Source organism: Mycolicibacterium arseniciresistens (assembly GCF_030519285.1).
GTDB lineage: Bacteria > Actinomycetota > Actinomycetes > Mycobacteriales > Mycobacteriaceae > Mycobacterium > Mycobacterium arseniciresistens.
Map to the genome: position 1 here is coordinate 23,133 of NZ_JAUMSQ010000042.1, position 21,352 is coordinate 44,484.

The following is a 21,352-nucleotide window of genomic DNA, read 5'->3' on the forward strand; positions in this document are numbered from 1 at the left end:
CTAGGGTGGAGTCGGCATACCCCCCAGCCCAGCGGCCCAATCCGGGCTGGATGTCATCAACACGTCACACGCAGAACCCCTTCGGGAACGGGACGGAGTCGCCACGTGGACACACACCGGGCGGTCCGCCGCAGCGTGTCCTTCGGCGGTCCCGCCAGCCCGGCGCTGACGTTGACGCCGCTGCGCCGCGGCCGGTACGACCCGTGTTTCATGACGGCTGCCGACGGCGCGATCTGGCGCACCAGCCTGATGGCGTCCGGGCCCGTCACGGCGCGCATCACCCGCGCGGCACCCGACACCGTCGACTGCGAGGCGTGGGGCGCAGGCGCCGCGGAGTTCATCGAGGCACTGCCCGCCCTGCTGGGCGCCGAGGACGACACCGCAGGCTTCGCTCCCGAGGAACCCACCATCGCCGCGGCGCACCGGCGGGTGCCCCACCTGCGGCTGGCCCGCACCGGCCGGGTGCTCGAGGCGCTCGTCCCCGCGGTGCTCGAGCAGCGGGTGCAGGGGATCGACGCGTTCCGGGCCTGGCGGCAACTGGTCACCCGGTACGGTTCGCCCGCGCCGGGGCCTGCGCCCGAGCGGATGCGGGTGCCGCCGCCGGCCGAGGTGTGGCGGCTGATCCCGTCCTGGGTGTTCCACCGGGCCAATGTCGATCCACGCCGCGCCCGCACCGTGGTGCTGTGCGCGCAGCGCGCCGATGCGCTCGAGCGGCTGGTGGCCCGGCCCGCCGAGCAGGCCCGGGCCGCGATGATGTCGCTGCCGGGCGTCGGTGAGTGGACTGCCGCCGAGACCGCCCAGCGGGCCTTCGGCGACGCCGACGCCCTGTCGGTGGGCGACTACCACGTCGCGAAGATGGTCGGCTGGAGCCTGCTCGGGCACCCGATCGACGATCCCGAGATGGTCGCCCTGCTCGAGCCGCTGCGCCCACACCGCCACCGCGCCGTCCGGCTGCTCGAGGTCAGCGGACTCGCCCGCAACCCGCGGTTCGGTGCGCGGATGGCGGTGCCGAATCTGGCCGAAATGTGACGTCGGCACGGCACTGATTACGCACCGCGACCCGCGGGTATGCGGCTCGCGACGACTTGATCACGCGCAAAAGGAGCTATCGATGACTCAGTTCACCGTTCCCGGCATGACCGACAAAGAGGGCGCCAAGGTCGCCGAGATCCTGCAGAAGCAGCTCAGCCGCTACAACGATCTGCACCTGACGCTCAAGCACGTCCACTGGAACGTGGTGGGGCCGAATTTCATCGGCGTGCACGAGATGATCGACCCGCAGGTGGAGCTGGTGCGCGGCTACGCCGACGAGGTGGCCGAGCGCATCGCAACGCTGGGCGCCTCGCCGAAAGGCACCCCCGGCGCCATCATCAGCGACCGGTCGTGGGACGACTACTCACTCGAGCGGGACACCGTCGCCGCCCACCTCGCCGCGCTGGACCTGGTCTACGACGGCGTCATCGCCGACACCCGTAAGAACATCGAGGAGACCGAGGAGCCCGATCCCATCACCAACGACATGCTCATCGGCCACTCGGCCGAGCTGGAGAAGTTCCAGTGGTTCGTCCGGGCGCACCTGGAGAGCGCCGGCGGCAAGCTGACCCACGAGGGCAAGTCGACCGAGAAGGGCGCCGCGGACAGCGCCCGCTCCAACGGCACCAAGTAGCGGCTCCGACGACTCAGGCCCGCCCCGAGGGGTGCGGGCCTGATTCGTCTGCCCGCAGGTCGGCGAGATCCGTCTCCGCGTCCAGCGCGTCGTCGCGGACCGGGCGATCGGCCAGTTCTTCGTTGCGGCCGAACAGATACGGATACGCCAGGCCGGCGATCGCCGCGCCGACCAGCGGCGCCAGCCAGAACGCCCACAGCTGCGCAGGCGCCCCGTCGCCGTTGAAGAACGCGACCCCGGTGCTGCGCGCGGGGTTCACCGAGGTGTTCGAGATCGGGATCGAGATCAGGTGGATCAGGGTCAGGGTGAGCCCGATCGACAATCCGGCGAAGCCGTGCGGGGCCCGGTCGTCGGTCGAGCCGAGGATCACCAGCAGGAAGATGCCGGTCAGCACCACCTCGGCCACGAGCACCGCCCACAGCGAGTAGCCGCCGGGTGAGTGGTCGCCGAATCCGTTGGCCGCCATGTTCCCCGTCGCGGTCCAGTCCGCGCGACCCTGCGCCACGACGTAGATCACCAGGCCGGCCATCAGGCCGCCGATCACCTGGGTGATCCAGTAGGCGGGCAGCACACGCCATTCCACGCGCCGCGCGAGTGCGGCGCCGAGGGTCACCGCGGGATTGAAGTGGCCACCGGAGATGGTGCCGAACGCGTAGACGCCGGTGAGCACCGTGAGGCCGAAAGCCAGTGCGACGCCGGAGAATCCAATGCCCAGCGAGTAGCCGTCGGCGGCGGTGAACTTGGCGGCGAACACGGCGCTGCCGCAGCCGCCGAGCACCAGCCAGAACGTCCCGATGAACTCAGCCGCCAGTCGGTGCGACATCGTCGGCTCGCGCATGACCTGCCCCCTCGTCGGAGTGACCCCCGTCACAGCGTGGCATGCGGTGCCGGCGCGGCGGCACCGTCGTACCCGGATCGTGTCCGGATAGAGACGTCAGTCCGGCGGTGGCGACGACGCGGCCCGCTGCGCCTCCGCGGTCTCCCGGTTCAGCCGCTGGGCCTGGTAGATGGACACATTCGTGCGGGTGACGACGAGGTAGGCGATGCCGACGGCGACCATGGCGCAGGGGATCACCGAGAACGAATCGGTCATCTCGGCCACCATGATCATCACCGCCAGCGGCGCGTGGGCCACGCTGCCGAAGCACGCCATCATGCCCACCACCACGAACACCGCGGGGCTGTCGGGCAGCCCCGGTGCGCCTGCGAGCTCCCCGAGCCGCCAGATCGCCGCTCCGACGAACGCGCCGATCACGATGCCCGGCCCGAAGATGCCGCCCGAGCCGCCCGTTCCGATGGACAGCGAGGTGGCCACGATCTTGGCGAACGGCAACACCAGCACCACCCACAGCGGGATCGCCATCAGCGTGTCGGTGGCCGCGGCCTTCTGCGCCCAGCCGTAGCCGCTGGCCAGTACCTGCGGCAGGAGCAGTGCCAGCAGGCCGACCGCGAGTCCGCCGAGGGCCGGCTTGATCACCTTGCCGCCGGGAAGTCTCGCCGTCAGCGCCACGGTGCCGTAGAAGGTCCGGGCGTACAGCAGGCCCACCGCCGCGGCGGCCAGGCCCAGCAGCACGAACCACGCCAGTGTCAGCGGCTGGTCGAACCGGAAATCGGCTGCCAGAGAACCGAACAGCGGTTCGAAGCCGAGGATCGACCCCAGTACCGCGTACGCGGTGGCCGAGGTGATGAAGCCGGGCACCAGCGCCTTGTAGTCGAAGTCCTCGCGATAGACGATCGACGCGGCCAGCACCGCCCCGCCCAGTGGCGCACCGAAGATGGCGCCGATACCCGCGCCGATGCCCAGCGACACCGCGATGCGGCCGTCGTCGTCGGACAGGTCGAGCCTGCGGGCCAGGATGGATCCGAAGCCCGCCGAGATCTGAGCGGCCGGGCCCTCACGCCCGCCGGATCCGCCGGAGCCGATGGTCAGCGCGCTGGTGATGGTCTTCACCACGATGGCGCGGGTGCGGATGCTGCGCGGGTCGGAGTGCACCGCCTCGATCGCGCTGTCGGTGCCGTGGCCCTCGGCCTCCGGGGCGAACTTCGCGACGAGCCATGCCGACACCAGGGCGCCGCCGCAGGCGATCAGCGGAATCGCCCAGGGCCGCTCGAATCCCGGCGATCCCGGGCTCCCGCCGTCCTCGCCGTCGGGTCTCGGGATGTCGTAGCCGCCGAGTTCACCGAGCAGGAACCGGCCGGCGTAGTCCAGGGCGAGGTAGAACACGACGGCGCCGAGGCCGGCGATGACGCCGATGGACAGCCCGAGGATCAGCCACTTGCGCAGGTACCCCGAGTCGCGGATGAACCTGCCGAGACCGCCGAGCCCGCCTGTGGTGCCGCGGGCGTCGGACATGGTGGCCGATGCTAGCCCAGCCGCACCGTCAGCGATAGGCGGTGTAGTGGGCGGTCAGCGCCTGGCGGCCGTCCGCTCCGACGGCCTGCGCCGAGGCGGTGCCGGTGCTCCGGCCGACCCGCAAGGCCGTTGCCTCGTACCGGGATTGGTCACCGGCGAGCAGCCGTCGCAGATAGTTCACCCGCAGTGATCCGGTGCGCAGCGGCGGGTCGCCCGCCGCGCCCGCGGCGTTGACCGCGGCGTCGGCCACCAGTTCCAGCCCGGTCGCGGCGACACCGCCGTGCACGACGCCGAGGCTGTTGTTGAGCACCGGGTCGGCGGCCTGGCGCAGTTCGGCCGGGCCGGGTCCGGGACGGACCGCCATCATGTCGGCCAGCCCGGTCTTGCGTTCGTGGTGGGCGGGGTCGGACGGGAAGTCGGTGAATTCGGCCGCGACGATGTAGAACGACCGCACCGTGCCGGTGCCGATGACGGTGCCGCGGTGGGTGAACTCGGCCAGGGCCAGCGCCGTGCGGGTCTTGTGGGCGAACGGGCGGGCGTGGGCCACCACCGGATCGCCGTGGCCGGCGATGAGGTCGACCGCCTCGGGGACGAGTTCCAGCGACAGTTCGGTGGTCAGGGTCCACTCGTCGTCGCCCTTGCGGATGTGGTTGGCCAGCCCGCCGACGTGGTCGAGCAGCATCGCCAGCGGAGCCACGGTGGGCGCGCCGGTGAGGGGATTGACCAGGCCCGCGACCGGGATCGTGGCGACGACGCGGGTGCCGGTGCCCTCGTGCGTCTCGATACCGAACCGGCCGATGGGGGTGTTGAGCGGATGCGACATCGCAGCCAAGTGTGCCGGGTCACCTCCTGGCCCGCGTGACGGAGTCGAGTCTAAGAATCTGACTAGGCTTTCGCGCAAATCATCGAACCACCGAAGGTGCAGCAAAGCGGCCATCATCACTTATTGCAGCAAACTTATATGGCGGAGCAGCAACCGGGATGGCCCTGACCGCCCGGCGGGGTGGCGCCGGGGGCTGTCCTCAAAGGATCGATGTCGCAACGGTATTCGCGGTCGCGACTGCCACGGGTGACGCGGGCCGGCAACGCGGCCGGCGAGTATAGTTAGGTCAGACTAAGTTGGCATGTCAGGCGGTGTTTGTCCTATCGTTTTCTCCCATTGAGGCGATGGGGAAAAAGGCCGCTGTTCAGTGCTGCACGGACGACCTCCTCCGCCAACCGGCCAGGCCGTCGCAGACGGCCGTCAACGGTGCACTTCGTGTAAGGCGTGAGAGTAAGGGTCAGGTGGGAATGGCGCCCAGGAAGCAAGGGCTGTACAACCCCGCGTTCGAGCACGATTCGTGCGGCGTGGCGATGGTCGCCGACATCCACGGCCGTCGCAGCCGCGACATCGTCGACAACGCCATCACGGCACTGTTGAACCTGGAGCACCGCGGTGCCCAGGGCGCCGAACCGAACACCGGTGACGGCGCGGGCATCCTGCTCCAGGTGCCCGACGACTTCCTGCGCGCGGTGGTGGAATTCGACCTGCCGCCTGCGGGCAGCTACGCGACGGGTATCGCCTTCCTGCCGCAGTCGTCCAAGGACGCCGCCGTGGCGTGCGAGGCGGTGGAGAAGATCGCCGAGGCCGAGGGCCTGCACGTGATCGGTTGGCGCGACGTGCCGACCGACGACTCCTCGCTCGGCGCGCTGGCCCGTGACGCGATGCCGACCTTCCGGCAGGTGTTCATCGCCGGCGCCGACGGCATGGACCTCGAGCGCCGCGCCTACGTGGTGCGCAAGCGCGCCGAGCACGAACTCGGCACCAAGGGCCCGGGCCAGGACGGCCCCGGCCGCGAAACGGTCTACTTCCCAAGCCTTTCCGGGCAGACCTTCGTCTACAAGGGCATGCTGACCACCCCGCAGCTCAAGGCGTTCTACCTCGATCTGCAGGACGACCGGCTGACCAGCGCGCTGGGCATCGTGCACTCGCGGTTCTCCACCAACACGTTCCCGTCGTGGCCGCTGGCGCACCCGTTCCGCCGGGTCGCCCACAACGGCGAGATCAACACCGTCACCGGCAACGAGAACTGGATGCGGGCGCGCGAGGCGCTGATCAAGACCGACGTCTTCGGATCCGAGCAGGACCTGGACAAGATCACCCCGGTCTGCACGCCCGGCGCCTCGGACACCGCGCGCTTCGACGAGGTGCTCGAACTGCTGCACCTCGGCGGCCGCAGCCTGCCGCACGCCGTGCTGATGATGATCCCCGAGGCGTGGGAACGCCACGAGTCGATGGACCCCGCTCAGCGGGCGTTCTACGAGTACCACTCGTCGCTGATGGAGCCGTGGGACGGCCCGGCGTCGGTGTGCTTCACCGACGGCACCGTGATCGGCGCCGTGCTCGACCGCAACGGCCTGCGCCCGTCGCGCATCTGGGTCACCGAGGACGGCCTGGTGGTGATGGCGTCCGAGGCGGGTGTGCTCAACCTCGACCCGTCCACCGTGGTCAAGAAGATGCGCCTGCAGCCCGGCCGGATGTTCCTGGTGGACACCGCCCAGGGCCGCATCGTCGACGACGAGGAGATCAAGGCCGAGCTGGCCGCCGAGCATCCCTATCAGGAGTGGCTGGACAACGGCCTGTTCCGGCTCGAGGAACTGCCGCCCGGCGACTACGTCCGGATGCCCCACCACCGGGTGGTGCTGCGGCAGCAGGTCTTCGGCTTCACCTATGAGGAGCTCAACCTGCTCGTGGCGCCGATGGCGCGCAACGGCGCCGAGGCGCTCGGCTCGATGGGCACCGACACCCCGATCGCGGTGCTCTCCCAGCGGTCGCGGATGCTCTACGACTACTTCCAGCAGCTGTTCGCCCAGGTGACGAACCCGCCGCTGGACGCCATCCGCGAAGAGGTGGTGACCAGCCTGCAGGGCACCGTCGGCCCCGAGGGCGACCTGCTCAACCCGGACAGCGAGTCGTGCAGGCAGATCGTGCTGCCCCAGCCGATCCTGCGCAACGCCGAGCTGTCGAAGCTGATGTGCGTCGACCCCGACCACGAGATCCGCGGCAACAAGCACGGGATGCGCGCCGCGGTGATCCGCTGCCTGTACCCGGTGAACCGCGGCGGCCAGGGGCTCAAGGAGGCCCTGGACAACGTGCGGGCCAAGGTGTCGGCGGCGATCCGCGACGGCGCCCGCATCATCGTGCTGTCCGACCGCGAGTCCGACGAACAGCTGGCGCCCATCCCGTCGCTGCTGAGCGTGTCGGCGGTGCACCACCACCTGGTGCGCGACCGCACCCGCACCAAGGTCGGGCTGGTCGTCGAGGCGGGTGACGCCCGCGAGGTGCACCACATGGCCGCCCTGTGCGGTTTCGGCGCCGCGGCCATCAACCCGTACATGGCGTTCGAGTCGATCGAGGACATGGTCGACCGCGGTGTGATCACCGGCATCAGCAGCGACCAGGCCAAGGCCAACTACGTCAAGGCCGCGGGCAAGGGTGTGCTGAAGGTGATGTCCAAGATGGGCATCTCCACGCTGGCCTCCTACACCGGCGCGCAGCTCTTCCAGGCCATCGGCATCTCCCAGCAGGTGCTCGACGAGTACTTCACCGGGCTGAGCTGCCCGACCGGCGGCATCGACCTCGAGGACATCGCCACCGACGTCGCCAGCCGGCATGCGCTGGCCTACCTGGACCGGCCCGACGAGCGCGCGCACCGCGAACTCGAGGTGGGCGGCGAGTACCAGTGGCGCCGAGAGGGCGAATACCACCTGTTCAACCCGGACACGGTGTTCAAGCTGCAGCACTCCACCCGCACCGGCCAGTTCTCCATCTTCAAGGAGTACACCGGGCTGATCGACGATCAGAGCAAGCGGATGGCGTCGCTGCGGGGCCTGCTGAAGTTCCGCAGCGGGCTGCGGCCGCCGGTGCCGATCGACGAGGTGGAGCCGGCGACGGAGATCGTCAAGCGGTTCTCCACCGGCGCGATGAGCTACGGCTCGATCTCGGCCGAGGCGCACGAGACCCTGGCGATCGCGATGAACCGGCTCGGCGGGCGGTCGAACTCGGGCGAGGGCGGCGAGGCCGTCAGTCGCTTCGACCGCGACCCGAACGGCGACTGGCGTCGCAGCGCCATCAAGCAGGTGGCCTCGGGCCGGTTCGGCGTCACCAGCCACTACCTGTCCAACTGCACCGACATCCAGATCAAGATGGCCCAAGGCGCGAAACCCGGTGAGGGCGGGCAGCTTCCGGGTCACAAGGTGTACCCGTGGGTGGCCGAGGTGCGGCATTCGACGCCGGGCGTCGGGCTGATCTCGCCGCCGCCGCACCACGACATCTACTCGATCGAGGATCTGGCGCAGCTGATCCACGACCTGAAGAACGCCAACCCGCAGGCCCGCGTGCACGTGAAGCTGGTGTCGGAGAACGGTGTCGGCACCGTCGCCGCGGGTGTGTCGAAGGCGCACGCCGACGTGGTGCTGATCTCGGGTCACGACGGCGGCACCGGGGCGACCCCGCTGACGTCGCAGAAGCACGCGGGCGCCCCGTGGGAGCTCGGCCTGGCCGAGACCCAGCAGACGTTGCTGCTCAACGGACTTCGCGACCGTATCGTCGTGCAGGTCGACGGTCAGCTCAAGACCGGCCGCGACGTCGTCGTCGCCGCACTGCTGGGCGCCGAGGAGTTCGGCTTCGCGACCGCACCCCTGGTGGTGGCCGGCTGCATCATGATGCGCGTGTGTCACCTCGACACCTGCCCGGTCGGCGTGGCCACTCAGAACCCGTTGCTGCGCAAGCGGTTCAACGCCAAGCCGGAGTTCGTGGAGAACTTCTTCATGTTCATCGCCGAAGAGGTCCGCGAGCTGATGGCGGAGCTGGGCTTCCGGACCGTCAACGAGATGGTCGGGCAGGTCGGCGCGCTGGACACCACGCAGGCCGCCGAGCACTGGAAGGCCTACAAGCTCGACCTGTCGCCGGTGCTGCACGAGCCGGAGTCGGCGTTCATGAACCAGGACCTGTACTGCAGCTCACGTCAGGACCACGGGCTGGACAAGGCGCTCGACCAGCAGCTGATCGTGATGAGCCGGGAGGCGCTCGATTCCGGGAAGCCGGTGCGGTTCAACACCACCATCGCCAACGTGAATCGCACGGTGGGCACGATGCTCGGCCATGAGCTGACCAAAGCTTATGGCGGGCAGGGTCTTCCCGACGGCACGATCGACATCACCTTCGACGGCTCGGCGGGCAACAGCTTCGGGGCGTTCGTCCCGCGCGGCATCACGCTTCGGGTCTACGGCGATGCCAACGACTACGTCGGCAAGGGACTGTCCGGTGGGCAGGTCGTGGTGCGCCCGCCCGACGACGCGCCTGCCGACTATGTCGCCGAGGACAACATCATCGCGGGCAACGTGATCCTGTTCGGTGCGACCAGCGGCAAGATGTTCCTCCGCGGTCAGGTGGGGGAGCGGTTCGCGGTGCGCAACTCCGGCGCGGAGGCCGTGGTCGAGGGAGTCGGCGACCACGGCTGCGAGTACATGACGGGCGGCAAGGTGGTGATCCTCGGCCCGACCGGGCGCAACTTCGCGGCCGGCATGTCCGGCGGCATCGCCTACGTGCACGACCCGCACGGCAGGCTGCCTGAGCACCTCAATGCCGAGATGGTGGAGCTGGACGGCCTCGACGACGAGGACCGCGAATGGCTGCACGCTGCGGTCCAGGCCCATGTCGACGCCACCGATTCGGCGGTCGGACAACGGGTCCTGGCGGATTGGAACACGGAATTGGAGAAGTTCGTCAAGGTGATGCCCAAGGACTACAAGCGGGTTCTGGAGGCGATCGCCGAGGCCGAGCGCAACGGTGTCGACGTGGACGAGGCGATCATGGCGGCGGCAAGTGGCTGACCCGAAGGGCTTTCTCAAGTACACCCACCGCGAGACCCCGCAGCGTCGACCCGTCGACTTGCGACTGCGCGACTGGAAAGAGGTCTACGAGGACTTCTCCCACGAGACGCTGCAATCGCAGGCCGCGCGCTGTATGGACTGCGGTATCCCGTTCTGCCACAACGGCTGTCCGCTGGGGAACCTGATCCCCGAGTGGAACGACCTGGTGTTCCGCGACCGCTGGCGGGAATCCATCGAGCGGCTGCACGCCACCAACAACTTCCCGGAGTTCACCGGGCGGCTGTGCCCGGCGCCGTGCGAGGCGTCGTGCGTGCTAGGCATCAACCAGGATCCGGTGACCATCAAGCAGGTCGAGGTCGAGATCATCGACAACGCCTTCGAGAACGGCTGGGTGGTGCCGCTGCCGCCCGACCGGCTGACCGGCAAGAAGGTGGCCGTCGTCGGATCGGGGCCCGCCGGCCTGGCCGCGGCCCAGCAGCTGACCCGCGCCGGACACGAGGTGACGGTGTTGGAGCGCGCCGACCGGATCGGCGGCCTGCTGCGTTACGGCATCCCCGAATTCAAGATGGAGAAGCGCCACATCGACCGCCGGCTGGAGCAGATGCGGGCCGAGGGGACGCAGTTCCGCACCGGGGTCAACGTCGGCGTCGACATCACCGTCGAGCAGCTTCGCGCGGACTTCGACGCGGTGGTGCTCGCCGGCGGCGCGACGGCGTGGCGCGATCTGCCGATCCCCGGTCGCGACCTCGAGGGCATCTACCAGGCCATGGAGTTCCTGCCCTGGGCCAACCGGGTGCAACTGGGTGATCCGGTGGTCGGCGACGACGGCGAACCGCCGATCACCGCCAAGGGCAAGAAGGTGGTCATCATCGGCGGCGGCGACACCGGTGCCGACTGCCTCGGCACGTCGCACCGGCAGGGCGCGGAGACGGTGTACCAGTTCGAGATCATGCCCCGGCCGCCGGAGACCCGGGCCGACACCACCCCGTGGCCGACGTACCCGCTGATGTACCGGGTGTCGTCCGCGCACGAGGAGGGCGGCGAACGGGTGTTCTCCGTCAACACCGAGGAGTTCTGCGGTGAGGACGGCAAGGTGAAGTCGCTGAAGGTGCACGAGGTCGAGATGAAGGCCGGCAAGTTCGAGCGGGTCGAGGGATCCGACTTCGAGCTGGAGGCCGACCTGGTGCTGCTGGCGATGGGCTTCGTCGGCCCGGAGAAGGACGGCCTGCTCACCGAACTGAAGGTGGAGCTCACCGACCGGGGCAACGTCGCGCGCGACAAGGACTTCGCGACGTCGGTGCCGGGCGTGTTCGTCGCCGGTGACATGGGCCGCGGGCAATCGCTGATCGTGTGGGCGATCGCCGAAGGCCGCGCCGCCGCCGCGGGCGTGGACCGCTACCTGATGGGCCAGACGGCGCTGCCTGTCCCGATCGAGCCGACGGCCGCCCCTCAGCGGTAGGGGATGAGCGCGGCGGCTGTGAATGGTCACAGCCGTCACGCCAGCCCCACCAGAAACAGCAGATGATTAGTCGGCGCGCCTCCCACCATTTGCCGGCGAAGTGTTTCTAATAAAAGTCTGTGGGTAATGAGGTAAAGTACGACCACGGGTCAGCAATCACGACATCGCAGGAGTGATCACCGTGCACATCAACCCGATTTCGCGATCCCGGGTGAGCCGAATCGCCTGGTCACTGCTCCGTCATCCGGTCAAGAGCCGTGAGTTCCCGGAGAAACAGGAGCGACTGATCACTCCCGACGAGCTACTTCGCTTCGGCGTCTGACCCGCAACTACGGGCTCGCGGCTCGCCTCCTGCGCGGTGAACGCAGGTTTTGCCTGATCGTTATCGCTTCGTGATCGTCATTGCTCAGGCCGGAGAAACCGGCGGTGAAGCCAATCCATCGGTATAGCTGAGCCGATCGAGCGCGTCAGCCGGTGAGCAGTCCGGAATCCCGGATCGCCTCGGCCAGCGGCTCCAGCACCGCGGTGTCGTACGGCGGCGGCAGGTAGATGATGGCGAGATCGAGACCCTCCGCGCCGAGCGCGATGCAGTCCTCGATCACCGCGCGGTAGTTCCGGTCCTCGCCGAGCCGGACGTGTGCCGACAGGGTGATCTCCTTGGGGTCGCGGCCGATGTCCTTGCAGCGGGCGGCCAGCACGTCGCGCTTCTGGGCGAACTCCGCCGGCGTACCGCCGACGAAATTCCAGTGGTCGGCGTACTTCGCGGTGATCGGAAGCGTGCGCTTCTCGCCGCTGCCACCGATGCAGATCGGCGGATGCGGCTGCTGAGGGCCCTTCGGCTCGTTTCGGGCGTCCTTGAGCTGGTAGTACTTGCCGTCGAACGTCGTCGTCTCGTTGGACAGCAGGCTGGTCAACACCTCACAGGCCTCCTCGAAGCGGTCGAACCGCTCCTTGAGGCTGCCCAGTTCGATGCCGTAGGCTCCGGACTCCTCCTCGTTCCAGCCGGCGCCGATGCCCAGTTCGAGCCGGCCGCCCGAGATGATGTCGAGGGCCGCGGCCATGTTGGCCAGCACGGCGGGGTGCCGGTAGTGGATGCCGGTGACCAGCACGCCGACCCGCAGCCGCTTGGTGGCCTGCGCGAGCGCGGTCAGCGTGACCCAGCCCTCGAGGCACGGCCCGGTGGAGTCGGAGAAGATCGGATAGAAGTGGTCGAACGTCCAGCCGGACTCGTAGACGTCGATCTCGTCGGCGGCCTGCCAGATCGGCAGCATCTCGGCCCAGGTGGTGTTCTGCGGTGAGGTCTTGAAGGCGAATCGCACGTGTTCCGAGCGTAGTCGCGTCGGCTGTGAACCGCCGTTCAGTCGGCTTCCTCGGCGTAGCGTTCGGCGAACAGCGCGGCCCTGGCGGTCAGCACCGATGCGGGGCTCGGCAGCCCGACCTGGTCTTCGAGGAGACTCCGGACGGCGACGCAGTCGTGTCCCAGCTCGGCCATGTAGCCCGCGACCACCACGTGCTGCGCGGCCATCGACTGCCGGCGGGCCAGCGCCGCGATCACCAGGATCTCCTCGGCCAGTTCGGCCTCGGTCATCTCGGCGACCCGCGGCGCCAGTGCGACGCCGAGGAGGTGGCCGCCGAAGGTGACGGTGGCGGAGACGCTGTCCAACGGATTGCTCGCCGTGAACAGCAGCGGCCGACCGTCGGTCTCCTCCACATCACCCCCTCGTTCCCGATCGAGCGTATGGCAGCCCAGGCTGCCGGCTCAGCGGCAGTTTCGTGCGCCGGGCGTGGCGGGCACACTGGACGCATGGATCCGGTGACCGCCCTGCGCCAGATTGCGTACTACAAAGACCGGGCCCGGGAGGACTCCCGGCGGGTGATGGCCTACCGGAACGCCGCCGACACCGTCGAGCGGCTGACCGACGCGGAGCGCGAGCGGCACGGCGCCGCCAACAGCTGGCAGTCGCTGCCCGGCATCGGTCCCAAGACCGCCAAGGTCATCGCCCAGGCGTGGGCGGGCCGCGAACCCGACGCCCTGGTCGAATTGCGGGACAACGCAGCCGATCTCGGTGGCGGCGAGATCAGGGCGGCGCTGCGGGGTGACCTGCACGTGCACTCGAACTGGTCGGACGGGTCGGCCCCGATCGAGGAGATGATGCTGGCCGCCCGCGACCTCGGCCACGAGTACTGCGCGCTCACCGATCACTCGCCGAGGCTGACCATCGCCAACGGGCTGTCGCCGGAACGGCTGCGCAAGCAGCTCGACGTCATCGACGAACTCCGCGAACGTGTTGCGCCGCTGCGGATCCTCACCGGTATCGAGGTCGACATCCTCGAGGACGGCTCGCTCGACCAGGAGCCGGAGCTGCTGGAGCGCCTCGACGTGGTGGTCGCCAGCGTGCACTCGAAGCTCGCGATGGATGCGCCGTCGATGACGCGCCGGATGATCAAGGCGGTGTCCAACCCGCACGCCGACGTCCTCGGGCACTGCACCGGCAGGCTGGTCACCGGTGGTCGCGGGATGCGTCCCGAGTCGAAGTTCGACGCCGAGAAGGTCTTCACCGCCTGCCTGGAGAGCGGCACCGCCGTCGAGATCAATTCCCGCCCCGAGCGCCGTGACCCGCCCACCCGGCTGCTGGAGCTCGCCCTCGAGATCGGTTGCCTGTTCTCGATCGACACCGACTCGCACGCCCCCGGCCAGCTCGACTTCCTCGGCTACGGCGCGCAGCGGGCACTCGACGCGGGGGTGCCGGTGGAACGGATCGTCAACTCGTGGTCGGCCGAGGCGCTGCTGGCGTGGACGGCGAGCTGAGCGCGGTCGCGAGGAGTCGGGCCGCTTCGGGGCCGCTTGGCCGGCCCGGTCCACCGAGCACCGTCAGCTGGACGTGGTCGGCACCGGCGGCCCGCAGCTCGCGGGCGTGGGCGGCGACGCGGTCGGGTTCACCCCACGCGACGAGCTCGTCGATCAGCGCGTCGCTCAGCGTGGCGACGTCCTCGTCGGTGAAGCCTTGGCGCCGAAACGAATTGATGTAGGGCGGCAGCGTGGCGAGGAAGCTCAGCGGTTCCCGGGCGGCCGCCCGCGCCGCAGCAGGGTCGTCGTCCAGCACGACGTAGAGCCCCACCACCAGCGTCCGGTCTGCGCCGAGTCGTTGCCGCGCCGCGGCGGTGTAGGCCGGAGTGAACAGGCCGCCGATCGCGCCGGCGAAGCGGTCCCGCGCGAGGTCGAGAGCCTTCGGGCCGAACGCGGCGAGCAGGCGTCGGCGCTGCGGGATCGGGGCGGTGGCGGCGTCCAGTTCGTCGACGTACCCACGGACCGCCGCCAGTGGCCGGGGGCGCTGCGGTGAGCCGAGTCCGACGAGCAGCCGTCCCGGCGCGGCGAGTTCCGCGCGGCGGAACAGATCGGTCACGGCAGCGGGGTCGTAGACGTCCGGCGGGATGATCGCCGGCGCCACGACCGCATGTTCGGTCGACTCGATGACGTCGAGGAGGCGGTCGAGCCGGTCGAGTCGACCGCCGTTGACCCAGAGCGTCCGGTATCCCGACCGTTCGATCTCGGCGGGCGCGCCCGCGGCGCCGACGTCGACGGAGAAGCCGTACGGTCCCAGTGCATCCATGTCGCCGACGGTAGGACCTCAACGACCCTTGAGGTCAAGATCGTGAACTCAGTCCGGCAGGTGCGGCACCTCCAGTCCGGGGTCGCGCCCGATCAGCACGCCCCTGGTGAGCGCGGTGTTGCCGTACCGGCTGCGGACCCGATCCATCGCGCTGTCCAGGGCGACCGCATCGGGGGCCGCACCGAACGGCAGCTCCAGCTGTTGCGCACCGGCGGAATCGATGTTCGTCACCGCGAAGCCCACCAGCGTCAGTCCCCGTTCGGCGGTGAGCGGCGCCGCGGCGGCGACGAGCTCGCGCGCCGCCGCGAGGACGGCCTCGGTCGACGCGGTCGCCTGCGGCATCGTCAGCGAACGGGTCGCGCGGCCGAAGTCGTCGAAACGCAGCCGCAGCACCACCGTGCGGCCGGTGCGGCCGGCCCTGCGCATCCGCCGGGTGATGCGGTCGACGAGATTGACCACGACGGCGTCGACCTCGGCGGCCGACATGGAGTTGCCGGCCCGGCCCAGCGCCCGCTGCGCACCCACGGACCGGCGCCGCACGCCGGTCACCACGCGGCGCCGGTCGATGTTGCGCGACAGCGCGTAGAGCTGGCGGCCCATCGCCCCGCCGACCATCGAGCCGAGGGTGGCCTCGCTCAGCTCGGCGACGTCGGCCACCGTCTCGATGCCGTGCGCGTGCAGCTTCTCGGCGGTCTTCGCGCCGACTCCCCACAGCCGGCGCACCGGCAGCGGATGCAGGAACGCCAGCTCCCGGTCGGGCGGCACGAGCAGCAGGCCGTCCGGCTTGCCCTCCTGGCTGGCCACCTTGGCGAGGAACTTGGTGCGCGCGATGCCGACGGTGATCGGCAGGCCGACCTCGTCGCGCACCCGCTCCCGCAGCCGCGCGCCGATCTGCACCGGCGTGCCCGACACCCGGCCCAGCCCGCCCACGTCGAGGAACGCCTCGTCCACCGAGAGCGGCTCGACCAGCGGGGTGGTGTCCCTGAACACCTCGAACACGGCGTCGCTGGCCTGGGAGTACGCCGACATCCGGGGCGGCACCACCACCGCGTGGGGGCACAGCCGGCGCGCCTGGTGGCCGCCCATCGCGGTGCGCACCCCGTAGGCCTTGGCCTCGTAGCTCGCCGCGAGCACGACCCCGCCGCCGACGAGCACCGGCCGGCCGCGCAGCGCAGGATCGTCACGCTGCTCGACCGATGCGTAGAACGAGTCGAGATCGGCGTGCAGGATGGTCGCCGCGTTGCTACGCTCCCGGCCGGACACGAACACATGTTCGCATGAGGGTCCGACGCGTCAGCCGCATTCTCCGTAGACCGCGCAGGTCCACACGTGCACCAGCGAGTCGAGCACCCGGTCGGTCGGGATGGCCGGCGTCTCGTGGGCGAACGCCGCCAGCAGCGTGCGTTCGTTCATCAGGTTCAGTGCGGTGGCGATGTCGCGTGCCGGGATGGTGCTCGGTGCGGCGCCTCGGTTGCGCTCGGCCTCGATGGTCGCCGCGGTGAAGTCGATCCACTTCTGCATGAACGTCGAGAAGACCCCGCGGATCTCGGCGTTGTCGGAGCCGGACGCCGCGACGGTCACGCCGCGGTGCGCGCCGAAGGTGTCGAAGAAGACCTTGATGCCGGGTCGCCAGACGTCGCGGCCGTCGGGTGTCTGGGCCGCGGACGCCTCGAGCGCGGTGTCGGCTTCCCGGATCACCCGCTCCCAGAGCGTGAGCAGCACCGCTTCTTTCGAGGGGAAGTAGAAGTAGAACGTCGGACGGGAGATGCCTGCGCCCCTGGCGAGGTCGTCGACCGAGATCTCGGCGAACCCGCGCTGGTCGAGCAGCCGTTCGGCGGTCGCCAGGATCGCCTGCTCGCGGTCGTCGCCCGACGGGCGGGCGGAGCGGCGGCCGCGGGGCGCGCGGGCCTGGCTGGCGGTGGTCACGGCCACGACTTTACACGGTGTCGACAATTCTCAACACACTGTTGACCAACTCAACACTGTGTTGATACCTTGACACCATGACCGAATTTGTCGACGTTGTCATCGTGGGAGCCGGCATCTCCGGCATCAGCGCGGCCTGGCACCTGCAGAACCAGAACCCCGGTAAGAGCTACGCGATCCTCGAGCGCCGGGAGAAACTCGGCGGCACCTGGGATCTGTTCAAGTACCCGGGCATCCGTTCGGACTCCGACATGTACACCCTCGGATTCCACTTCAAGCCATGGGCCACCGACCAGATGATCGCCGACGGCCCCTCGATCTGGAACTACCTGAACGAGGCCGCCACCGAGAACGGCATCGACACACACATCCGGTACAGCCACAAGGTGCTCGCCGCCAACTGGTCGGACGAGGACAGCCGGTGGGAGCTCACCATCGAGCGCGGCGGCGAGCAGATCGAACTCCACGCCGGCTTCCTGTGGGCCTGCAGCGGCTACTACAACTACGACAAGGGCTTCTCCCCGGAGTTCCCCGGCGCCGACGACTTCGGCGGCACGATCGTGCACCCCCAGCACTGGCCGGAGGACCTGGACTACCAGGGCAAGAAGGTCGTCGTGATCGGCAGCGGCGCCACCGCCATCACCCTGATCCCCGCGCTCATCGACAACGGCGCCGGTCACGTCACGATGCTGCAGCGCACACCCACCTACATCGGATCGCTGCCCGACAAGGACCCGTTCGCCAAGCGGGCATACCGGCTGCTGCCGGAGAAGCCGGCCTACACGGCGGTGCGCTGGAAGGCGATCCTGCAGGCCACGGCGCAGTACCAGCTTGCCCGTGCGCTGCCGAACGTCTTCCGGAAGTTGTTGCGCACCATGGCCGAACGGCGTCTGCCGGAGGGCTACGACTACGACCGGCACTTCAGCCCGGACTACAAGCCGTGGGACCAGCGCGTGTGCCTGGCCCCCAACGGCGACATCTTCAAGGCCATCCGTAAGGGCAAGGCCGACGTCGTCACCGATGCCATCGAGACGTTCACCGAAGACGGCATCCTGCTGAAGTCGGGCGAGCGCATCGAGGCCGACATCATCGTCACCGCAACCGGATTGAACGTTCAGTTCTTCGGAGGGGCGAAGGTGTCGCGCAACGGCGCACCGCTGGACCTCGCGGACACCGTGGCCTACAAGGGCATGATGCTCTCCGGTGTGCCGAACATGGCGTTCACCTTCGGCTACACCAACGCCTCGTGGACGCTCAAGGCCGACCTGACGTCGGAGTACGTCAGCCGCCTGCTCAGCTTCATGGGCGAGAAGGACTACGTCACCGTCGAACCGCGCGATCCCGGCAGCGATATCGAGCGGCTGCCGTTCGTCGACCTGAGCTCGGGTTACATCAAGCGGGCCCTGGACACGCTGCCGAAGTCGGGCTCCGAGGCGCCGTGGCGGCTCAAGCAGAACTACCTGGTCGACCTGCGGGTCATCCGCAACGGAAAGATCGACGACGGCACGCTGGACTTCAGCAAGCTGCGGGCGTCCGTCTCGGCCTGAGGTCCCCGGACACGGAAATGCCCCCGACACGGGTCGGGGGCATTTTCGCGCTACGGGCTGACCACCACGATGCCGTCGTCGTCGCTGTAGGCGATGTCGCCGGGCGCGAACCTCACGCCGCCGAACTCCACGGCCACATCGCGTTCTCCCGCACCGGTTTTCGAGCTCTTGCGCGGGTTGGTGCCCAGCGCCTTGATGCCGATGTCGAGGGTGCGCAGCACCGCCGCGTCGCGCACCGCGCCGTTGATGACCAGCCCGGCCCAGCCGTTGTCGCGGCCCAGCGCGGCGATGACGTCACCGACCAGCGCGGTGTGCACCGAGCCGTCGCCGTCGATCACCAGGACTCCGCCGTCGCCCGGCTCGGACAGCACCGACTTGAGTAGCGCGTTGTCCTGGAAACAACGCACCGTGGTGATCGGGCCTGCGAATTCGGACCGGCCGCCGAACTGCCGCAACTGCAGGTCGCAGCTGCGGACGTCGGGGCCGATGTCGTCGACGAGGTCGGCGGTGGCGCGGGGTGCGATGGTCACCCGACGATTATCTCAGCCCGTCATGTCTGCGCCCGCGCCACGATGACGTCGTGCACGAACTGCGCCAGCCCCGGCTCGGCGTCGTCGTAGTAGCGGGTGAACCGGTCGTCGGCGAGGTACATCTCGGCGAGGCAGACGTGCATGTCGGCACTGCAGTCGTAGAACCGCTCGATCGAGGCGCGGTGCCGGTCGGCCAACTCGTTCGCCGCCGGCGACCCGGGCGCCACGCCGCCGCGCTTGGCCTGTGCCAGCGCTTCGAGCAGGGCGTCGCCCTCGTTCTTCACGGCGATCCAGTCCTGTTTGGAGAGCTGCGCGGACCGCTGCTGGGACTGCCGCCACACCTCGGTGCCGCCCCAGCGCTCCCGTGCCTCGTCGGCGTACTCGCCGCCGAACACCGTGGAGCCGAACACCTCCACCTGTTCCTCGGCGGTCAGTTGCATTCCTTCGCGGTGTGCGTCCATCAGTTCCTCCACTGCCCTGATCGTGTGCTGCAGATGATCGGCGCGCTCGAGCAGCAGCTTGTGCTGGCGCTCGAGATGCGCAAGGACGTCGGAGCCGGACTCGTCGAGCAGGGTCCGGATCTCCTCCAGCGGCAGTCCGACCGACCGGTACACCAGCACGACGTGCAGACGTTCGATGTCGGCGTCGGTGTAGCCGCGGTAGCCCGCCGAGGTACGTACGCCCGGCACCACCAGACCGATGTGGTCGTAATGGTGCAGGGTGCGCACCGAGACGCCGGTCAGATCGGCGACCGCGCCGACCGTCCTGGCTGCCGTGTCGTCCATGGGAATGACTATCGGCCCTGACGTCGCGTCAGGGTCAAGTGCCGGAGGTCAGTCGTCGTCGGCGTACCGGCGTGCGATGAGCACGAGCAGGATCGCCAGGACGCCCGCGGCGACGGCCGCCGCGACCGGCACCCGGGACTGCTCCGCTGACCTCAGCGGCATCGGCACCGCACCCGCGACGGGGTTCGCAGCCGTGGCTACCGTCGACTTCGCCTGAGCAGCAGCCTCTTTGGCGGCGGCGGTGATGTCGGAGGCGGACGGCGTGGGAAGGGAGGGCTCCGGTTGCGCCGGGATCGGGGCGGCCGGGGACTCGGGAGCGGCAGCCGTCGCGGGCGGAATCTTCTTGGCGGGCGCCTTCTTCGCAGGCGCCTTCTTCGCGGCCTTCGCGGGCGTCTTCTTGGCGGGTGCCTTCTTGACCGCGGCCTTCTTGGCAGGTGCCTTCTTCGCAGGCGCCTTCTTGGCGGGCTGCGCCGGTGGCGGTGCGGGATCGGCAGCGCCCGACGACGGCGGGGGAGCGGCCGGTGCGGCGGCGTCCGGGGTCTGGTCGGGGCGACCCTGCTGGTCTGCCATTCGGCTGCTCCTTTGCGGTGTCTCTGGCTCGTGCGCGATCGCGTGAGTGTCGAAGCCGGCAGTGGTGCCCATCATGCCAGGCGGGGTCACCGGTCAACCCGTCACTGCCAGTGCGGCGGCCAGCGCCAGCGCGACGGCCATGATCGCCAACTCGATCAGCGAGCGGGTGCGTGACAATCCGGCCGTCGCACGGTGCGCCTGCGCCGCCGGAAGCCACCCGGCCCGATTCCGCCACGCCAGCACCATCAACACCGCCGTGACCAAGATCTTCGCCGACAGCACGCGGCCGTACCCGGTCGAGAACAACGCGTCCCACGAGTCGACCGCCGCGACCGCACCGGCGACCCCGGCGGCCAGCAGCACCCCCACACAGAGGAGCGACAGCTGGGAGAACCTCGGCAGCACCCGGGCCCATCGTCCGCGATGCCCCACTGTCAGCACCATCGCCGCCAGGGCACCGCACCACACCGCGGCGGCCAGCGCGTGGACCGCCACCGCCACTCCGCCCCAGGGGCTTTCCGCGAGGTGACCCGCGAGCGTCCTGGCGGCCAGCCCCGCCGCCGCCAACCCGCCCGCCGCAACGGCCGCCACCGCCGTCCGCGGTGCGGCCAACGCGATCAGTCCGACGGCCAGTGCCGCCGCGATGCTGAACAGGCCCGCACGCCCGACGGTCGTCTGAAGCGAGAACTGCAGGACGTCACGCGCCCCCACCCTGCTCAGCGGCAGGGCGGCGGCCTGCGCGGTCACGACGACCAGGCGCACCACCTCGGCCAGCAGCCAGACGGCTGCGGCCACTCCGAGCGCGGTGGCCGACGAGCGGACGAGTTCGGCGCGGTGCCTGCCGACGTCGAGCATCGGCACCACCGTCAGCCCGAGAGTGACCACCGCCGCGGAGTCGGCCAGCGCACGCACCGCCGACCCGGCCAGCGAGTTCATCGGCTCGGCCAGCGCCCAGCCCAGCGTCGAGGCCGCCACCACGACGAGCGCGCCGGTGAGCGCCGCGCGACCGCCGGCGATCACGGGAGCGGTCA

The 21,352-nt window shown here is 69.7% G+C and carries 18 protein-coding genes; 6 read left to right on the forward strand and 12 right to left on the reverse strand.

Features of this window, described 5'->3' with window-relative positions; translation table 11 throughout:
* The first annotated feature begins 105 nt into the window (after nucleotides 1–105).
* The gene (locus Q2100_RS08850; protein WP_302913720.1) at nucleotides 106–1,029 is read left to right on the forward strand and encodes a DNA-3-methyladenine glycosylase family protein; all 924 of its coding nucleotides are present in this window, start codon (nucleotides 106–108) and stop codon (nucleotides 1,027–1,029) included.
* A gap of 82 nt (nucleotides 1,030–1,111) precedes the next feature.
* Nucleotides 1,112–1,666: a Dps family protein gene (locus Q2100_RS08855; RefSeq protein WP_264014326.1), complete on the forward strand. Its 555-nt coding sequence runs from the start codon at nucleotides 1,112–1,114 to the stop codon at nucleotides 1,664–1,666.
* A gap of 13 nt (nucleotides 1,667–1,679) precedes the next feature.
* On the opposite strand, the gene aqpZ is transcribed toward Q2100_RS08855, so the two are convergent.
* The 3 genes from aqpZ to Q2100_RS08870 all read right to left on the reverse strand — a co-directional run bounded on the left by aqpZ (nucleotide 1,680) and on the right by Q2100_RS08870 (nucleotide 4,842).
* The gene (gene aqpZ, locus Q2100_RS08860) at nucleotides 1,680–2,504 is read right to left on the reverse strand and encodes an aquaporin Z (protein WP_302913721.1); all 825 of its coding nucleotides are present in this window, start codon (nucleotides 2,502–2,504) and stop codon (nucleotides 1,680–1,682) included.
* Between the two features lie 96 nt (nucleotides 2,505–2,600).
* Nucleotides 2,601–4,019: a chloride channel protein gene (locus Q2100_RS08865; protein ID WP_302913722.1), complete on the reverse strand. Its 1,419-nt coding sequence runs from the start codon at nucleotides 4,017–4,019 to the stop codon at nucleotides 2,601–2,603.
* A 28-nt stretch (nucleotides 4,020–4,047) separates the two neighbouring features.
* Nucleotides 4,048–4,842, reverse strand: a complete 795-nt coding sequence (locus tag Q2100_RS08870) for a PaaI family thioesterase (protein WP_302913723.1) — start codon at nucleotides 4,840–4,842, stop codon at nucleotides 4,048–4,050.
* Between the two features lie 467 nt (nucleotides 4,843–5,309).
* Between Q2100_RS08870 and gltB the strand changes: the two genes are divergently transcribed.
* Both gltB and Q2100_RS08880 read left to right on the forward strand, forming a co-directional pair.
* A complete protein-coding gene (gene gltB / locus Q2100_RS08875; RefSeq protein ID WP_302913724.1) occupies nucleotides 5,310–9,893 on the forward strand; it encodes a glutamate synthase large subunit in 4,584 nt (1,527 codons plus the stop codon).
* Nucleotides 9,886–11,352 carry a glutamate synthase subunit beta gene (locus Q2100_RS08880; RefSeq protein ID WP_302913725.1) on the forward strand — a complete coding sequence of 489 codons (1,467 nt, stop codon included), beginning with the start codon at nucleotides 9,886–9,888 and terminating at the stop codon, nucleotides 11,350–11,352. Before gltB ends, Q2100_RS08880 begins: the two co-directional genes overlap by 8 nt.
* 467 nt (nucleotides 11,353–11,819) lie before the next feature.
* On the opposite strand, the gene Q2100_RS08885 is transcribed toward Q2100_RS08880, so the two are convergent.
* Nucleotides 11,820–12,671, reverse strand: a complete 852-nt coding sequence (locus tag Q2100_RS08885; RefSeq protein ID WP_264014320.1) for an LLM class F420-dependent oxidoreductase — start codon at nucleotides 12,669–12,671, stop codon at nucleotides 11,820–11,822.
* A gap of 38 nt (nucleotides 12,672–12,709) precedes the next feature.
* The gene (locus tag Q2100_RS08890; RefSeq protein WP_302913726.1) at nucleotides 12,710–13,063 is read right to left on the reverse strand and encodes a hypothetical protein; all 354 of its coding nucleotides are present in this window, start codon (nucleotides 13,061–13,063) and stop codon (nucleotides 12,710–12,712) included.
* 93 nt (nucleotides 13,064–13,156) lie between these two features.
* On the opposite strand from Q2100_RS08890, the gene Q2100_RS08895 reads away from it, so the two are divergent.
* Nucleotides 13,157–14,161 (forward strand): PHP domain-containing protein, encoded by a 1,005-nt coding sequence (locus Q2100_RS08895; protein WP_302913727.1) that lies wholly within the window; start codon nucleotides 13,157–13,159, stop codon nucleotides 14,159–14,161.
* Here the strand turns inward: Q2100_RS08895 and Q2100_RS08900 are convergent.
* The 3 genes from Q2100_RS08900 to Q2100_RS08910 are packed head-to-tail and all read right to left on the reverse strand — an operon-like array spanning nucleotide 14,115 to nucleotide 16,895.
* Nucleotides 14,115–14,963, reverse strand: a complete 849-nt coding sequence (locus Q2100_RS08900; protein WP_302913728.1) for a TIGR03620 family F420-dependent LLM class oxidoreductase — start codon at nucleotides 14,961–14,963, stop codon at nucleotides 14,115–14,117. The two genes, Q2100_RS08895 and Q2100_RS08900, sit on opposite strands and share 47 nt — an antisense overlap.
* Nucleotides 14,964–15,011: 48 nt before the next feature.
* The gene (gene dinB, locus Q2100_RS08905) at nucleotides 15,012–16,232 is read right to left on the reverse strand and encodes a DNA polymerase IV (RefSeq protein WP_302913729.1); all 1,221 of its coding nucleotides are present in this window, start codon (nucleotides 16,230–16,232) and stop codon (nucleotides 15,012–15,014) included.
* Between the two features lie 24 nt (nucleotides 16,233–16,256).
* Nucleotides 16,257–16,895: a TetR/AcrR family transcriptional regulator gene (locus Q2100_RS08910; protein WP_264014316.1), complete on the reverse strand. Its 639-nt coding sequence runs from the start codon at nucleotides 16,893–16,895 to the stop codon at nucleotides 16,257–16,259.
* Between the two features lie 71 nt (nucleotides 16,896–16,966).
* Here Q2100_RS08910 and Q2100_RS08915 point away from each other — a divergent pair, with 71 nt between their 5' ends.
* Nucleotides 16,967–18,436, forward strand: coding sequence for a flavin-containing monooxygenase (locus Q2100_RS08915; RefSeq protein ID WP_302913730.1), 1,470 nt, complete (start codon nucleotides 16,967–16,969; stop codon nucleotides 18,434–18,436).
* A gap of 50 nt (nucleotides 18,437–18,486) precedes the next feature.
* Here the strand turns inward: Q2100_RS08915 and rraA are convergent, their stop codons facing one another.
* From rraA to Q2100_RS08935, 4 genes are all read right to left on the reverse strand, one after another.
* Complete coding sequence (gene rraA, locus Q2100_RS08920; RefSeq protein WP_302913731.1) at nucleotides 18,487–18,966, reverse strand: ribonuclease E activity regulator RraA; 480 nt, start codon at nucleotides 18,964–18,966, stop codon at nucleotides 18,487–18,489.
* A gap of 20 nt (nucleotides 18,967–18,986) precedes the next feature.
* On the reverse strand, nucleotides 18,987–19,751 hold the full coding sequence (locus Q2100_RS08925; protein ID WP_302913732.1) for a MerR family transcriptional regulator: 765 nt from the start codon (nucleotides 19,749–19,751) through the stop codon (nucleotides 18,987–18,989).
* Nucleotides 19,752–19,799: 48 nt separating this feature from the next.
* Nucleotides 19,800–20,321, reverse strand: coding sequence for a hypothetical protein (locus Q2100_RS08930; protein ID WP_302913733.1), 522 nt, complete (start codon nucleotides 20,319–20,321; stop codon nucleotides 19,800–19,802).
* A gap of 93 nt (nucleotides 20,322–20,414) precedes the next feature.
* Nucleotides 20,415–21,341, reverse strand: a complete 927-nt coding sequence (locus Q2100_RS08935; RefSeq protein WP_328518117.1) for a CopD family protein — start codon at nucleotides 21,339–21,341, stop codon at nucleotides 20,415–20,417.
* Between the last annotated feature and the right edge of the window lie 11 nt (nucleotides 21,342–21,352).

Excerpts from the sequence above, each read along its gene's own strand:
- Q2100_RS08925 (WP_302913732.1), bottom strand. The coding sequence starts at position 19,751 with ATGGACGACACGGCAGCCAGGACGGTCGGCGCGGTCGCCGATCTGACC.
- gltB (WP_302913724.1), top strand. The coding sequence starts at position 5,310 with ATGGCGCCCAGGAAGCAAGGGCTGTACAACCCCGCGTTCGAGCACGAT.
- aqpZ (WP_302913721.1), bottom strand. The coding sequence starts at position 2,504 with ATGCGCGAGCCGACGATGTCGCACCGACTGGCGGCTGAGTTCATCGGG.
- Q2100_RS08900 (WP_302913728.1), bottom strand. The coding sequence starts at position 14,963 with ATGGATGCACTGGGACCGTACGGCTTCTCCGTCGACGTCGGCGCCGCG.
- Q2100_RS08865 (WP_302913722.1), bottom strand. The coding sequence starts at position 4,019 with ATGTCCGACGCCCGCGGCACCACAGGCGGGCTCGGCGGTCTCGGCAGG.
- Q2100_RS08895 (WP_302913727.1), top strand. The coding sequence starts at position 13,157 with ATGGATCCGGTGACCGCCCTGCGCCAGATTGCGTACTACAAAGACCGG.
- Q2100_RS08855 (WP_264014326.1), top strand. The coding sequence starts at position 1,112 with ATGACTCAGTTCACCGTTCCCGGCATGACCGACAAAGAGGGCGCCAAG.
- Q2100_RS08915 (WP_302913730.1), top strand. The coding sequence starts at position 16,967 with ATGACCGAATTTGTCGACGTTGTCATCGTGGGAGCCGGCATCTCCGGC.
- Q2100_RS08870 (WP_302913723.1), bottom strand. The coding sequence starts at position 4,842 with ATGTCGCATCCGCTCAACACCCCCATCGGCCGGTTCGGTATCGAGACG.
- Q2100_RS08930 (WP_302913733.1), bottom strand. The coding sequence starts at position 20,321 with ATGGCAGACCAGCAGGGTCGCCCCGACCAGACCCCGGACGCCGCCGCA.